The organism is Acidocella sp. (assembly GCF_052326845.1).
Classification (GTDB): Bacteria; Pseudomonadota; Alphaproteobacteria; order Acetobacterales; family Acetobacteraceae; genus Acidocella.
The window spans coordinates 1-15,165 of sequence record NZ_JBKQJR010000142.1 but is presented as its reverse complement, the minus strand read 5'-3'; the positions used below and the strand labels follow the sequence as shown (position 1 = coordinate 15,165).

Annotated in this window: 12 protein-coding genes and 1 tRNA gene; 5 read left to right on the top strand and 8 right to left on the bottom strand. The window is 66.5% G+C overall.

What is annotated here, in order from left to right; translation table 11 throughout:
* Positions 1 to 86: 86 nt before the first annotated feature.
* From ftsH to ACLPJJ_RS09395, 4 genes are all read right to left on the bottom strand, one after another.
* Complete coding sequence (gene ftsH, locus ACLPJJ_RS09410) at positions 87 to 1,997, bottom strand: ATP-dependent zinc metalloprotease FtsH (protein WP_443590718.1); 1,911 nt, start codon at positions 1,995 to 1,997, stop codon at positions 87 to 89.
* A gap of 116 nt (positions 1,998 to 2,113) precedes the next feature.
* The gene (gene tilS / locus ACLPJJ_RS09405) at positions 2,114 to 3,271 is read right to left on the bottom strand and encodes a tRNA lysidine(34) synthetase TilS (protein ID WP_443590717.1); all 1,158 of its coding nucleotides are present in this window, start codon (positions 3,269 to 3,271) and stop codon (positions 2,114 to 2,116) included.
* Positions 3,262 to 4,158 carry a tetratricopeptide repeat protein gene (locus ACLPJJ_RS09400; protein ID WP_443590716.1) on the bottom strand — a complete coding sequence of 299 codons (897 nt, stop codon included), beginning with the start codon at positions 4,156 to 4,158 and terminating at the stop codon, positions 3,262 to 3,264. The genes tilS and ACLPJJ_RS09400 overlap by 10 nt, the downstream gene beginning before the upstream one ends.
* Before the next feature lie 135 nt (positions 4,159 to 4,293).
* Positions 4,294 to 4,791 (bottom strand): OmpA family protein, encoded by a 498-nt coding sequence (locus ACLPJJ_RS09395; RefSeq protein WP_443590715.1) that lies wholly within the window; start codon positions 4,789 to 4,791, stop codon positions 4,294 to 4,296.
* Positions 4,792 to 5,090: 299 nt separating this feature from the next.
* Between ACLPJJ_RS09395 and pheS the strand changes: the two genes are divergently transcribed.
* Together pheS and pheT are read left to right on the top strand one after the other, a co-directional pair.
* The gene (gene pheS, locus ACLPJJ_RS09390) at positions 5,091 to 6,158 is read left to right on the top strand and encodes a phenylalanine--tRNA ligase subunit alpha (protein ID WP_443590714.1); all 1,068 of its coding nucleotides are present in this window, start codon (positions 5,091 to 5,093) and stop codon (positions 6,156 to 6,158) included.
* A gap of 4 nt (positions 6,159 to 6,162) precedes the next feature.
* Positions 6,163 to 8,619, top strand: a complete 2,457-nt coding sequence (gene pheT / locus ACLPJJ_RS09385; RefSeq protein WP_443590713.1) for a phenylalanine--tRNA ligase subunit beta — start codon at positions 6,163 to 6,165, stop codon at positions 8,617 to 8,619.
* Positions 8,620 to 8,628: 9 nt separating this feature from the next.
* On the opposite strand, the gene ACLPJJ_RS09380 is transcribed toward pheT, so the two are convergent.
* The 4 genes from ACLPJJ_RS09380 to ACLPJJ_RS09365 form a co-directional block, all read right to left on the bottom strand.
* The gene (locus ACLPJJ_RS09380; protein WP_443590712.1) at positions 8,629 to 9,900 is read right to left on the bottom strand and encodes an Hsp70 family protein; all 1,272 of its coding nucleotides are present in this window, start codon (positions 9,898 to 9,900) and stop codon (positions 8,629 to 8,631) included.
* A gap of 67 nt (positions 9,901 to 9,967) precedes the next feature.
* A complete protein-coding gene (locus ACLPJJ_RS09375) occupies positions 9,968 to 10,180 on the bottom strand; it encodes a ribbon-helix-helix domain-containing protein (protein ID WP_443590711.1) in 213 nt (70 codons plus the stop codon).
* Positions 10,164 to 12,749, bottom strand: coding sequence for an MMPL family transporter (locus ACLPJJ_RS09370; RefSeq protein WP_443590710.1), 2,586 nt, complete (start codon positions 12,747 to 12,749; stop codon positions 10,164 to 10,166). The genes ACLPJJ_RS09375 and ACLPJJ_RS09370 overlap by 17 nt, the downstream gene beginning before the upstream one ends.
* Before the next feature lie 44 nt (positions 12,750 to 12,793).
* On the bottom strand, positions 12,794 to 13,102 hold the full coding sequence (locus ACLPJJ_RS09365; protein ID WP_443590709.1) for a YggT family protein: 309 nt from the start codon (positions 13,100 to 13,102) through the stop codon (positions 12,794 to 12,796).
* 127 nt (positions 13,103 to 13,229) lie between these two features.
* On the opposite strand from ACLPJJ_RS09365, the gene ACLPJJ_RS09360 reads away from it, so the two are divergent.
* From ACLPJJ_RS09360 to rpe, 3 genes are all read left to right on the top strand, one after another.
* Positions 13,230 to 13,305 (top strand) — tRNA-Ala (locus ACLPJJ_RS09360).
* 10 nt (positions 13,306 to 13,315) lie between these two features.
* Positions 13,316 to 14,554 (top strand): transcription antitermination factor NusB, encoded by a 1,239-nt coding sequence (locus ACLPJJ_RS09355; protein ID WP_443590708.1) that lies wholly within the window; start codon positions 13,316 to 13,318, stop codon positions 14,552 to 14,554.
* Between the two features lie 100 nt (positions 14,555 to 14,654).
* On the top strand, positions 14,655 to 15,165 hold a 511-nt coding region (gene rpe / locus ACLPJJ_RS09350; RefSeq protein ID WP_443590707.1), incomplete at its 3' end, for a ribulose-phosphate 3-epimerase.

Sequence of the window (15,165 nt, the reverse complement as noted above, 5' to 3'; positions counted from 1 at the left end):
AGGGGGCCAGCTTCATTTGGCCCGCCGCCGGACGGATTCAAGGCTTGCGCGGCAATACGCCCCGGCCAGGGCCGGGGCGTGAAAGGTTACGCGGGCACCGGGCCGAGGCCACCCGGCACTTCCGGCTTGGACGTGGCGGTAGGCACGGAAGCGCGGCGGTTGTCCTGCATGGGTTCGTCCACCACCTTGCGGATGATCTTCTCGCCGCGCAGCACTTGCTTGATTTCGTCGCCCGAGAGGGTTTCGTATTCCAGCAGCCCCTTGGCCAGGGCTTCGAGGTCGTTGCGGCGTTCGGTGAGGATGCGCTTGGCCTCGGCATAGGCATGGTCGACGAAAGCGCGGACCTCGTTGTCGATCTCCCGTGCCGTCGCTTCGGAGACACTCTTGTTCTGCGTCACGGAGTGACCCAGGAACACCTCCTGCCCGTTATCGCCGTAAGAGACCATGCCAAGCTTCTCGGACATGCCCCATTCGGTGATCATGCGCCGCGCCGTGTCGGTCGCCATCTTGATGTCGCCAGAAGCGCCGTTGGAGACTTTGTCCGGCCCGAACACCAACTCCTCCGCCGCGCGCCCGCCCATCGCCATGATCAACTGCTGCAGCAGCTTGATCTTGCTGGTGGAGTAGCGGTCGCCCTCGGGCAGGGACATAACCATGCCCAGCGCCCGGCCGCGCGGAATGATGGTGGCTTTGTGCACCGGATCGCATTCGGGCAGGGTGATCGAGCAGATCGCGTGGCCGCCCTCATGGTAGGCGGTCATGCGCTTCTCGTCGTCGGACATCACGAGCGAGCGGCGCTCGGCGCCCATCATCACCTTGTCCTTGGCATGCTCGAACTCCGCCATCGCGACCACGCGCTTGCCGATGCGCGCGGCGAGCAGCGCCGCCTCGTTCACCAGATTGGCGAGGTCCGCACCGGAGAAGCCCGGCGTGCCGCGGGCGATCACCTTGGGGTCAACGTCGGAAGCCAGCGGCACCTTGCGCATGTGCACGCGCAGGATCTTCTCGCGCCCGACGACATCCGGGTTCGGCACCACCACCTGGCGGTCGAATCGGCCGGGGCGCAGCAGCGCCGGGTCCAGCACGTCCGGCCGGTTGGTGGCCGCAATCAGGATCACGCCCTCGTTGGACTCGAACCCGTCCATCTCGACGAGCATCTGGTTCAGCGTCTGCTCGCGCTCATCGTTGCCGCCGCCGAGGCCAGCGCCGCGATGGCGGCCGACCGCGTCGATCTCGTCGATAAAGATGATGCACGGCGCGTTCTTTTTACCTTGCTCGAACATGTCGCGCACGCGGGAGGCGCCAACACCGACGAACATCTCCACGAAATCGGAGCCGGAGATGGTGAAGAACGGCACGTTCGCCTCACCCGCGATGGCGCGGGCCAGCAGGGTCTTACCCGTGCCGGGCGGGCCGACGAGCAGGCACCCCTTGGGGATCTTTCCGCCCAGGCGCTGGAATTTCTGCGGGTCCCGCAGGAATTCCACGATCTCCTGCAGCTCGCTTTTGGCTTCGTCGATACCGGCGACGTCGTCGAAGGTCACGCGCCCCTGCTTCTCGGTGAGCAGCCGCGCGCGGGACTTGCCGAAGCCCATGGCCCGGCCGCCGCCGCCCTGCATCTGGCGCATGAAGAAGATCCAGGCGCCGATCATCACCAGGATCGGCAGCCAGGAGATCAGCATGCGCACATAGGGGTTGCCGGAATCCTCGGGCTTGGCGGTCACGTTCACGCCGGAGGAGACCAGCTTGGAAACCAGATTCGGGTCTTCCGGCGCGTAGGTCTCGAAGCTGTTGCCGTCCTTGGTGGTGCCGGCGATGTCCTGCCCGGTGATTGTGACCTTGGCCACCTGACCGTTGTTCACCTCCGCCAGGAAGCTGGAATAGGCGATCTGCGAGGTGTCCCCCTGCTGGCCTGATGGCTGGAGCACGTTGAACAGCACCACCAGGACAAGGGCAACAACCACCCAAAGCGCAATATTTCGACCCAGATTACTCATCTAAGACTAGTCCAATTCTTTCAATCGTCCGCGACCACGCCGCGCACACGCAAGTTTCCACGGCCACTAGGTGGGTATTCTGCACCGATTTCCCATATCTGCAAAAACAAATCGGCCTAAGCGATAAACGGATGCGCTGTAACAGGCACTTGTGGCGAAAACTTAACCGGAATCGGAAACTGAATGTTACCGGCCAAGTCCCGCAGAGCCGGCATGGAGCGCAACACCGCGGCCGGCAATTCATTATATCTACGGAATTTTTCTGCGTCCACACCTAGCGCACCAAAGCTGTGCCCGGGCCCGGGTTCGGCCAGCAGGGTAAAGCGCCCATCCCAGCGCGCGCCCTGGGTGGCGGGCACGGGCGGGGCGCAGGCGGCGGGCTCGCGCGCAAGCAGCCAGCCCGGGCCAAGCCGCCCGGCCGGAGCGATTCGCACACCGCCCAGCGTCGCCGGGCGGAGCTGGGCCGCCAGCACCGCCAGCCTGTCCTGGCGGGGCGGGTAGATGCCACCTCCCAGGCTGCGGATCAGCGCGCCCAGGGCGCTGGGCGGGGCTGAACCGGCATCAAGCACAGCAAAGCCTTCGGGGCGGATCTGCGCGTGCCGGGCGAGAAAGGCCGCGCCCTCAACCTCCCGCGCCGCGCGCTCCGCCGCGCCGCTCGGTGGGTGCCCCTGCCCGGCTTGGCGGATGCGCACACGCTCGAATTTTTCCGCCTGGTTGGAGGGGTCCTCGACCCAATCCATCCCCTGCACCCGCAGATAATCCCGCAACGCTCCGGGCCGCACACCGAGCAGTGGGCGCAGCAACAGCACCTGATTACGCGCGCTCCAGGCGCTGATCCCCTCCGCGCCGCCAGGGCCGCGCCGCGCGCGCATCGCCACGGTCTCCTCCTGGTCGGCCGCATGGTGGCCGAGCAGCAGGTGCAGATACCCCGCCGCGAACGCTGCCCGCGCCAGGGCCTCGTACCGGGCAATACGAGCTGCCTGCTGCAACCTTGCGCCGCGCGGCAGGCCGGAGAGGATAAGGACTTGGCTGGCAATGCCCCGCGCCGCGAGGCGCTGCGCGGTGAGCGCCGCCTCGGCGCCCGACTCGGGCCTCAGGCCGTGATCGACGATCAGCGCCAGCACCTGCCCGCCACGGGCGGCGCAGAACTCATGGGCCAACAGCGCCAGCGCCGTACTATCCGCGCCGCCGGAAGCGGCCACCGCCAGACGCGGTTCAGCCCCGAACGGCCCCAGCCGCGCCAGCGCTGTCGTGAAAGCCTCTTTTACTGACAATGCGCCTTTTTGCTCACCGCATCGATACGCGGCTGCATGCCCGCGGGCGGCGTGGGAAACTGGCTGTTGAGGGAGGAGATGGTGTCGCAGGCGGCTTCGTTCTGGCCGATGGCGCTGAGCGAGCCGGCCAGCCCGAGCAGCGACTGCGGCGCGTAAGTGCCGCTGCGGTTCATGTTGTACGTGCTGTCATAGGCGATGGCGGCATCCTGCGTCTTGCCCTGCGCCGTCAGCGACTGCGCCACCAGGTACTGGGCCCGGTAGGCTTCCGGCGCCTCCTTGTTCTGCGTCACGATGCCCTGCGCCAGGGATTGCGCCGTGGCGTAGTCGTGCTTGGTGTAAGCGGCTAAGGCCGCCTTGAGCGCGGCGCGCGGGTCGGTGGGCGCGGCCGAGGCCTCTGGCGCGGGCGCTTCTGGCGCCGGGGCACTTTGCGCGGGTGCGGCAAGGCTCTGCGGGGCGGCACCAGCCTGCGGAGCGGCACCTGGGGCCGCGCCGCCACCACCGCCCACCTGGAACTTCAGGTCGCCGATTTCCTTCTCGGTCGCGTCGTGCTGCGTGTTCACCTGGTTCTGCAGCTCGTCGACCTTGCCGCTGAGGTCCTGCACCTGCTGCTGGAGCTGCTGCACCTGGGTGAGCAGGTTGGCCACCACGCCTTGGTCCGAGGCGCCGGCGGCGCCGCTATTGGAGGGCGCCGGGGAGGACGAGCCTCCCAGCGACGAACCGCCATTGCCGCCACTGCTGCTCTGGAGCTGCTGCATCTGCGACTGCAGCTGGTCGATCTCGTTCTGCAGGGCGATGCCTTCCTGGCTCTGGATCATGGACTGCGCCCACGCCGGGGCGAGCGGCAACAGCGCGGCGGCAGTGGCAAGGGCAAGAAGTTTCTGGCGCATGTGCATTCCGGACAAGGAGTTCAACTTGCTTCGGTATAACCTCTGCCCCCAAAAAACAAAACCGGCGGCACCCGTTAGGGCGCCGCCGGCGGTAATTTTCACGCTGCCCGGCTCACACCGGGCAGGAGCGAAGAATTACTTGCAGTTCTGCGGGTTGAAGCCAACCACGGAGGTGATGGCGTTACGGTTCTGCTGGTAGGAAGCGTCGTCGTTACCAGCGGCAACCGGGCAGTCCTTACCATAGGAGATGGTCTGGATGCGGGTAGCGGCAACGCCCTGGGCAACCAGAGAGTCGCGGGCATGGTCAGCACGCTTCTTGGCCAGCGCAAGGTTGTAGGTCTCGGTGCCGCGCTCGTCGGCGTTACCCGCCACCAGCACGTTCACGGAGGGGTACTTGGCGAGCCAAGCGGCCTGCTTGCCCAGCGTCGCGGAGGAGTCGCTGGAGATATCAGACTTGTCGAAGTCGAAGAACACGCGATCGCCGACGTTGGCGACCAGGTCTTGCTCGCTGCCAGGAGCCGGGCCAGTCGCCTCGGCACCGGTGCCGCCGGTGGCGGCGGTGGTGGTGGGGGCGGAGGAGCAGGCTGCCAGCAGGGCAAGGCCGGCGAAAGCGCCCAGAGCTTTGATTTTCATGAGTTTAACCGATCCCTGTCCGTAATGGATGAGCAAATTTAGTCGTAAAGGTTGCGCAACCACTTTGATTGCGCCCACCCCTGCGGCCATACTCTTCTCGGGCGTCAAGGGTCAAGCACCGCGGGTGGGCATTTTGTGTATTCTCAATCGGTTTCAAGGCGCCACCGCATTTTTTTCTGGTGTGTTGATATTTTGTAACACTGCCCGGTTGCGCGGGGGATGGCACGCGCCGCCCGCGGGTGCTTGACAATTTGCACCGGGCCATGTCTGCCCTGCCCCGGAAACTGGGATGAATGCTGATGTTAGGCGATGATTTAAAGAATTTGCTGGATCGTGCCCTGGGCGAAATCGGCACTGCCGACACTGACGGACTCGAGGCCCTGCGGGTGTCTCTCCTGGGTAAAAACGGCTCCGTGACAATGCTGTTAAAGTCGCTCGGAGGCATGGATCCAGAGGCCAGAAAGGCCGCCGGGGCGGGCATTAACCTGCTGAAAACGCAGATCACCGACGCGATTTCCGCGCGGCGCGCAATGCTGGACGAGGCCGCCCTGGCCGCCAGCCTCGCCGCCGAGCGGATCGACGTGACCCAGCCCCCGCGCCCGGAGTCCCTGGGCGCCATCCACCCGCTCAGCCGCACCATGGAGGAGATCGCCGCAATCTTCGGCGCCATGGGCTTCGCCATCAAGGATGGCCCGGATATCGAGAGCGACTGGAACAATTTCTCCGCGCTCAACATCCCCTCGCACCATCCCGCGCGGGCGATGATGGATACGTTCTACCTGAACGCCCAGGCCAATGAGCGCCCGGCGGTGCTGCGCACCCATACCTCCCCGGTGCAGATCCGCACGATGCTGATGGAAGAACCGCCGATCCGCATCATCGTGCCCGGCCGCACCTTCCGCGCCGACCACGATGCCACGCACTCCCCCATGTTCCACCAATGCGAAGGGCTGGTCGTCGGCGAGGGCATCACGCTCGCGCACCTGAAGGGCTGCCTGATCGACTTCCTGCGCGCCTTCTTCGACATTCCCGGCCTGCCGGTGCGCCTGCGCGCCAGCTACTTCCCCTTCACCGAGCCCTCGATGGAGGTGGATATCGGCTGGAATCGCAAGACCGGCGAGATCGGCGGCGGTACGGATTGGCTGGAGATCGGCGGCTCCGGCATGGTCCACCCCAACGTGCTCGCCAATTGCGGCATCGACCCGCGCACATACCAGGGCTTCGCCTTCGGCGTCGGGCTAGAGCGTATCACCATGCTCAAGCACGGCATCGCCGATCTTCGCCTGTTCTACGAGAGCGATGTGCGCTGGCTGCGCCATTACGGCTTCTCGCCCCTCTCCCCCGCCATGCTGCACGAAGGATTCTGAGCCCATGAAATTTTCTCTTTCCTGGCTCAAGGAATGGCTGGAGACGGATGCGTCTCTTGAGGAAATCACCGCCACCCTCTCGGCCATCGGGCTCGAGGTGGAAGGCGTGGAGAACAAGGCCGACACGCTGAAGCCGTTCGTGATCGCGCAAATCATCGAGGCGCAGCGCCACCCCAATGCCGATAAGTTGCAGGTGTGCCGGGTAAATGCCGGCGGGCCGGAAGTCGCCATCGTGTGCGGCGCGGCCAATGCCCGCACCGGGCTGAAGGTGGTGATGGCCCCGCCGGGCGCCTATGTTCCGGGGGCTGGAATCACCATCAAGGTCGGCGAGATCCGCGGACAAAAATCCGAGGGCATGCTGGCCAGCTACCGCGAGCTGGGGCTGGATGGTGATGCCGACGGCATCATCGAGCTGCCAGCCGATGCGCCAATCGGCGAGAGCTTCGCCAAATGGGCCGGGCTGGATGAGCCGGTCATCGAGATCGCCATCACCCCCAACCGTGGCGACGCGCTGGCCATTCGCGGTGTGGCGCGCGACCTAGCCGCCGCCGGGCTGGGCCGGCTGAAGCCGTTCGAGCCCCCCGCCATCGCGACATCCGGCGCTTCAGCCATCAGCTGGAAGAACGAGTTCCCCGAGGCTTGCCCCTGGGTTCTGGGCCGCACCGTGCGCGGCGTGAAGAACGGGCAGAGCCCGGACTGGCTGAAGGCACGGCTGGAATCCATCGGCCTGCGCCCGATCAACACCCTGGTGGACATCACCAATTTCTTCACCTTCGATCTCGGCCGCCCGCTGCATGTATTTGATGTTACGAAAGTTTCAGGCAGCACACTTACCCTGCGCCGGGGCCAGGAGGGCGATTCCTTCCCCGGCCTGCACGGCAAGGAGGTCAAGCCCGGGGCGGATGATTGCGTCATTGCCGATGCGGCCGGGGTGCAGTCCCTGGCCGGGATCACCGGCGGCGAGACCACCGGCTGCGACGAGACCACCACGGACGTGTTCATCGAATGCGCGCTGTTCGACCGCGTGAAGATCTCGCAAACCGGCCAGCGTACCGGCATCTTCTCCGATGCCCGCCAGCGCTTCGAGCGCGGTATCGATTCTCAGCTCCTGCCCGAGGCGCTGGATGCCGCCACCGCGCTGGTGCTGCAGCTCTGCGGCGGCGAGGCAAGCGAAGTGACCGAGGCTGGCACCCGCCCCGAATGGAACCGCGCTGCGAGGTTGCGCTTCGAGCGTATCCGCAGCTTCGGCGGGTCGGACATCACCGCCTCCGAGGCCGTGGCCTCGCTGGAGCGCCTCGGCTTTGCCGTGCAGGAGCAGGACGAGCATTCCGTCACCGTCGCGGTGCCGAGCTGGCGCAACGACGTGGCGCAGCCGCAGTCGCTGGACCAGGCGCCGGACCTGCCGCATGCCATGGCCGCCGCTGAGGGCGCCGCCGCGATCGAGCCGGAAGTGGACCTGATCGAAGAAGTGCTGCGGCTGAAGGGCATGGATGCCATCGCGCCGGTCTCCCTGCCGGTCGAGTCGCTCATCCCCGCCCCGATCCTGACCGCGAAACAGGCCCGCACGGCGCTGGCGCGGCGCACCTTGGCAACGCGGCGCCTGCTGGAATGCGTCACCTTCAGCTTCGCCGATGACGCCACCTGCGCCCTGTTCGGCGATGCGCCGGAGAGCCTGCGCCTGGCCAACCCGATCGCCGCCGACCTCAACCAGATGCGCCCCACCCCGCTGGTCACGCTCTCGCAGGCCGCCGCGCGCAACGTCGCCCGGGGCTTCGGCGAGTTCGGGCTGTTCGAGATCGGCCCGGCCTATACCGGGGACTGCAGCCAGACGCTGGTGGCGGGCGGCATCCGCGTGGGCGAGACGCCGCTCTCCGTTCTTTCCCCCGCCCGCCGTTACGACGCGCTGGACGCCAAGGCGGACGCGCTGGCCGTGCTCGCGGCACTCGGCGTGCCGATGGACGCGGTGACGACCATCGCTGGCGGCCCGGGCTTCTACCACCCCGGCCAGAGCGGCGAGCTGCGCCAGGGGCCCAAGACCCTGCTGGCGCGCTTCGGCGCGCTACACCCCAGCCTGTGCGCCAAGCTGGACCTGCCGGTGGGCAGCGTGGCGTTCGAGATCTTCCTCGACGCCATCCCCGAGCCGAAGCGGCGCAAGAAATCCGCCCCTGCCCTGCCGCCCTTCCAGCCGCTGCGGCGCGACTTTGCCTTCCTGGTGCCGGAGACCACCCCGGCCGAGACGGTGCTGCGCGCCGCCAAGGGCGCGGAGCGCAACGTCATCACCAACGTGGCGCTGTTCGACCGCTACCAGGGCAAGGGCGTGCCGGATGGGCAGGTGTCGCTTGCCATCGCGGTGACGCTGCAACCCGCCGAGAAGAGCTTCTCGGATGCCGAGATCGAGGCAATCTGCGCCAAGATCGTCACGGAGGTGGCAAAGAAGGCCGGGGGCGTGCTGCGGGGGTAATCCCCCGCGTTACGCCGCGCGCAATGCCATCCGGTCCTGGCCGATCAGCGCCAGGCCTTCGGCAACCGAGACAAACTCGCCGCCCGCCGAGATCCGCTCCGCACCGAACCGCGCGGTGAAGAGCCGCCGGACCGCGGGAACAAAGGACGTGCCGCCGGTGAGGAAGACACGATCGACCTCATCGGCCCGCACACCGGCGCGTTCCAGCGCCTGATCCACCGTCGCCCCCAGAAGCTGCAGGTCGGGGGCAATCCAGGCTTCGAAATCGTTGCGCGCGATCTCGCGGTCGATCACAAAATCCTCGTGCTCGAAACGCAGCCTCGCGGTTTGCGCGCGGGACAGTTCCGCCTTCACGGCGCTCACCGTTTGATAGAGTTGGTAGCCAGCCTCCTCCTTGATCAAGCTGACCAGGTTGCGCAGCGGCGCGGGGTCCTTGCTGGCGCGGGCAACGTCCTCAATGTCGCGCAGCATGCGCGGGGTGCGCATGAGGGACAGGCGGTGCCAACGCGCGAAGCCGGAGAAATACTCCACCGGCACTTCGAGGTCCGTGCCCATGATGTTGTACGTGCTCCCCTTGCCCAGCAGGGGCGAGACCACATTGTCGATAATGCGGTAGTCGAACGTGTCCCCCGCGATGCCGATGCCGCCATGGCCGAGCGAGACCACCGGGCGCGCATTGCCGGGGGTAAAGTGGAGCACCGAGAAGTCGCTGGTGCCGCCGCCGAAATCGCCGACCAGTACAGTGGCCGGCGCGGTGAGGGTGCGGGTGAAGCGATAGCCCGCGGCCTCGGGCTCCATCGCCACATCGATCTCCGGAAAGCCCGCTTCGGCGTAACCGGCGCGCAGTCTTGTCTCGCCGAAATCGTCATCGGCGAAGTCTCCGGCAAAGCGCACGGGCCGCCCGGCGACGATCCGCGCCCCCGCATGACCGGTGCCGAGCAGCGCGCTCAGGAACACCGAGACCATCTGTTCCAGGGTAAAGATACGGCCAAAAATATTGGTCTGGGTGAAGCTGCGCTGCGCCAGATAGGTTTTCATGGACATGATCAACCGGCTGTCTATCGGGTCGTCCACATAGGCCTCTATGGCGTGCGGGCCAGCGGCGTGGTGCAGCGCGCTCCGGCCCTTGTGCTGCTCGTGCCAGAAACACAGCACCGTGCGGAACACATCGAACTCCCTTGCGCCGAGGGCGAACCGCTGGGTCTGCACGCTGCCATCGGGCTGCAGCACAGCCACCACGCTGTTGGTGGTGCCGAAATCAATACCGATAAGCTTTGTCATTGAGAGCGCCCAGTCTTCGGAGAAACGGGGCTTCAAGCGCAGATGGCGGCGCGGCGCAAGGGTGGAATCAGCCGCCGCGCCCACCCCGCGACAGCGCAAAAACCCGCAGCGCCGAGGCGAGCGGCCGCCCCTCTGCCCTTTCCGCGTCGATGCGCGTGACCAGCGCCGAGAGCAGCACTCCCTCCGCCTCGGCGATCGCGCTCAGAGCGGCCCAGAACTCCGGCTCCAGGGCCACGGAGGTACGGTGGCCCGAAAGCGAGAAGCTAAGTTTCTCCAGCATCTTCTTCCAGTATGTAGAGCACCGCCGGCAGAAAGATGAAGGTGGCGATCAGCACCGCCAACAGGCTCAGCAGCAGCAAGTCGCCCATGCTGGCGGTGCCACGGTCACCCGAGAAGGCGAGCGCCCCGAACGCCGTACCCGTGGTGAGCGCCGAGAACAGCACCGCGTTCGCCGTGGACGAGGCGAGGAAGCGGCGCATGCCGGCGCGGAAATTCATCACGAAATACACGTTGAACGACACGCCGACACCCTGGAGCAGCGGCAGCGCGATGATGTTGGCGTAGTTGATGTGCAGCCCCACCGCCCAGGCGAACAGCGCGGTGAGCAGCGTAGAGAGGGCAAGCGTGGCCAGTACCAGCGCGGTATCGCGGATGTTGCGGAACACCAGCGCCAGGATGATAGCGATGGCGGCGATGGCGAGAACCGCCGCCGTGCGGAAGGCGCCGAGGATCGTCGCCGCCGTGGCCACGGTGGAAACCGCCGGTCCGCCCGCATCCGGGGCGATGTTCTGCACCGCTTTCACAAAATGCTGCAGCCCCTTGGTCGTCTGCGCTGCGGCGGTGGGCAGCGCCTCCACCCGCACCCGGCCATCGGGCAGGAACCAGTCCCGCGCCACTTCCGGCGGCAGGCTCTGCACCGTGATCGGCTGGGCGTTCAGGCTGTTGGCCAGGCGGGTGAGCTCCAGCGGCAGGAAGCGCGTCACCGCCGCGTTCATCGCCATCACCCTGTCATCGCTCTCGCCTTGCAGCTGCGCCAGCGTGGCGGCAATGCCCAGCAGCGGCGAGTCCTTGGGCAGCTTGCCAGCCACAGCCATGATCTGGTCATGCGTCTTGGCCATGGAGGCGCGGATGTCATCCACCGTCACCGGCTTGGGGGGCGTGGAGGCGGCGAGCAGCATCGGTGCCAGGATCGTCTGCGCCTGGGCCAGCATGGCCAGCTTCTGGTCCTGCTGCTCCGGCACGAAGGTGCCGCCGGAGAGCACCTCCGACACCTCGGGCAGCGCGCTCAGCTTCTTCGAAAGCGCGCGCGCGGCATCGAGATTCGGGGCCAGCACGTCTGCATAGAACGGGTTGGTCGCCGGGTCGGCCAGCAGCGTCTTGATCGTGCGCATGCTCTCCGTGTTCGGGTCCTTGGTATCCAGCGGATTCGCGTCGAACCCGACTCGGCCGATGGCGAAGCCGCCGGCCAGCGCCACGACCACGAACGCCGCCACCACCACGCGCCGGTGCTTGAGCAGCACGTTATCCATGGCCACGCCGCCGGGCAGCCAAACTGGCGCCAGTTCCGCCTTGGGGCGTAACAAGCGCAGCACGGCCGGCAGGAAGGTGATGGTGCAGAAGAAGGCGATGAACATGCCCGCCCCCGCGATCTCGCCCAGCTCCGCCACGCCAATGAAATCCGTCGGCGTGAAGGCGAAGAAGCCGCAGGCCGTGGCCATGGCCGCCAGCGCGATCTGCACGCCGGCCTGGCGCGCGGTCTCCGGCACGGCGATGTCCGGGTCCGGCGTGTGGTGCCGGATATCGCGCAGCCGCACGCAGTACTGGATGCCGAAATCCACTGCCAGGCCGATGAACAGGATGGCGAAGGCAACGGAGATCAGGTTCAACACCCGCTCGAACACGGCGGCAAAAACAAGGGTGAACACCAGTCCCATGGACAGCGTGAGCAGGATCGGCACGATCAGCCGCCAGGTGCGCAGGGCCAGATAGAGCCAAAGCGCGATGAGCACGACCGAGATAACCCCGCCCAGCAACAAGCCTTTCGTTAGTGAGGCGAATTGCTCATCGGAAAGCGGGATCTGCCCGGTGTAATCCACCGTGGCGCGCCCCGCCTTGACGTCCGGCAGGCTGGCGGCGATCTGCCGCAGCGCCGCCGTCGCCTTGCCGCCCGGCTGCAGCGAGCTTTGGTCGAGCTGCGGGTGCATCAGCACGAACTCGGCATTCTGCACCCCGGCCGTGCCATTCATGATCAGCGATTGCCAGGAGAGCGGCACCGGATGGCCATCGGCCGCCGCCTGAAGGTTGCGGCCGACGCCTGCAAGCGCCCCGGCATAGGGGGAGATGTCCACCCCGGACTGCACGCCCTGGGTGATGAGCCCCAGCCCGGTGAACAGCCCGCGCGCCGAGGGGTCGGCCGAGAGCTGGCCGAGGAAGGGCTGCGCCGCGACAATCGCGTTCAGCAGCGAGGCAAGGTCGTTGGGGGGCAGCAGCAGCAGCCCCTCATGCGTGAAGAACGGCGAGCCGCTGGGGTAGGTGGAATCGATGAAATTGTCCTTGTCCGCGCTTAAGCCGGCGTTCAGCGCCGCCGCGGTCTCCGTGGCTTCCTCCGGCGTCGCGGCCCGCACCACGGCGACGATCAGCTTATCGAATTGCGGGAAGTTCTTGTTCTCCCGGATATCCGCCTGCCGCCAGGGCAGCGTGCGGGCGAACAGATCGTCGGTATCGGTGTCGATGCTCAGATGCTTGGCGCTGTACCAAAGCCCCAACGCGGCCAGCATAAAAAAGGCGGTCACGACCAGCGCCGCATTGCGCCGCGCCATGAGGACGATGGCCACTATGATCTTCTGCAAAGCCAAGCTCTCCTTAAATCCTCAACTTCTACTGGGCGAGGCGGCTAAAAAGCCATCCCGGCCATTACCAGCCGCCCGTAAATATCGGCCAGCACCATCTGCAGCGCCTGCAGCAGCAGGATCGCCACCACCGGCGAGATATCGATATTGCCAAAATATGGCAGAAAGCGGCGAATCGGACGCAGCACAGGCTCGGTCAGCTTATTGAGGAAATCCGCCACGGAATAGACAATCTGGTTTCGCGGATTCGCCACGCCGAAAGCGATGAGCATGCTCATCACCGCCGCGGCGATGATGGCGAGAATCATCAGGTGAATCAGTTCACCCGCCAGCCAGAAGATCGCGGAAATCATGGTTTGCCTCAAAAAATTGCGCGCGACCCGTAAGTACCGGCGGAACTTTGCGCTGGCAATGTTGACTTCTCATCCAATATGAGCGAGACCGCGCTCCCACATGGACCCTGAACCATGGTTCACGGCCGGGGCTGTAGCTCAGTTGGTAGAGCGCGTCGTTCGCAATGACGAGGTCAGGGGTTCGATTCCCCTCAGCTCCACCAGGTTCCCCTCATGTCCGATCCCACCAGAGACGCCGCTTTTTCCTTGTTGCAGGCGGTATTCACGAAAAGCGCCTCGCTGGACGCAGCACTCGACGCTCTCCCGGCCATCGAGCCGCGCGACCGCGCCGCCGCGCACCGGCTGACTGCCTGCGTGCTGCGCCATGCCGGCACGCTGGATACGGTGCTGGAGCCTTTCCTGCGCCGCGAGCCGCCGCCCGCGGTGCGCAACATATTGCGCCTGGGCGCCGCCGCTTTCCTGTTCCTGGACACACCGCCCCATGCCGCCGTGGGCACCGCCGTGGATCTGGCCCGAAGCAGCAAACTCGAACCCTTCGCCGGGCTGATCAACGCCGTGCTGCGGAAGGTGGTGGCGCAAGGCCCAGGTGTGCTGGAAGAGTTGGACATGCCGCGCCTGGACACGCCCGCCTGGGCCTGGGCAAGCTGGGGCAAGGACGCCCGCGCCATCGCCGAGGCGCATGCGCATGAGGCGCCGCTAAATATATCCGCCATGCCCGGCTTTACCCCGGAAGGCGGCGAGGCCCTGCCCACCGGCTCCTACCGCTTCCCCGCCGGGACCGCCGTGGCGGAGGTTCCCGGCTTCGCCGAAGGCAAGGCATGGGTGCAGGACGCCGCCGCCACCCTGCCCGCGAAACTTCTGGCGCCAAAGCCGGGTGAGCGCGTGCTCGACCTCTGCGCCGCCCCCGGCGGCAAGACCGCGCAGCTTGCCGCCATGGGCGCGCAGGTCACCGCCGTGGAGCGCGACAAAACCCGCATGGCCACGCTGAAGGGCAACCTCAAGCGCCTGAACCTGGCGGCGGAGACGGTACTGGCGGATGCCACCAAATGGCACCCGGCGGAGCAGTTCCAGGCAATTTTGCTGGACGCCCCATGCAGCGCCACGGGCACGGCGCGGCGCCACCCGGAGCTGCTGCATCTGCGCAAGCCACGCGATTTCGCCGCCGTGACGGCGTTGCAGGACAAGCTGCTGGACGCGGCGGCGGCAATGCTCGCCCCGGGCGGACGGCTGATCTACGCCGTTTGCTCGCTGCAACCCGAGGAAGGTGCGGCACGAATCGACGCGGCCTGCGCCCGGCTCGGCCTGAAGCGCGACCCGCTCACCCTGCCCGAGTTGCCCGAGGCGGTGACATCGCAGGGCGATGTGCGCACGCACCCTGGAATGTGGACGGAACGCGGCGGCATGGACGGTTTTTTCATTGCGAGGCTGGTGAAGCCCTCGGCGCACGATTAATTACAAAATGGTGGAATGTGCCTCCCCTGGCTGCTGTTAAGGCGCGGGTCCAGTAAAGCCGCTTGTGGTTTGCCCCGGGGCTTGGGTACAAACGCTTACCATGACCACCACCCCGACTCGCACGCTCATCGCCCCTTCCCTCCTCGCCGCGGATTTCGCCCGTTTGGGCGAGGAAACCCGCGCCGTTGAACAGGCCGGGGCGGACTGGCTGCATCTGGACGTGATGGACGGACATTTCGTTCCCAACATCACCTTCGGGCCGCTGGTGGTGAAGGCCCTGCGCCAGCACACCAGGATGCCCATGGACGTGCACCTGATGATCGCGCCGGCGGACCCGTACATCGTGGCCTTCGCCGAGGCCGGGGCGGACAACATCTCCGTGCACCCCGAATCCGGGCCGCATCTGCACCGCACGCTCCAGCTCATCCGCTCGCTCGGCAAGAAGGCCGGCGTCGTGCTCAACCCCGCCACCCCGGTGCAGGCGGTGGAGAACGTGCTCGACCTCACCGACATCATCATGGTGATGACCGTGAACCCCGGCTTCGGCGGGCAGGCCTTCCTCGGCTCGCAGCTGACGAAAATCGCCAGGCTGCGCGAGATGATCGACGAGA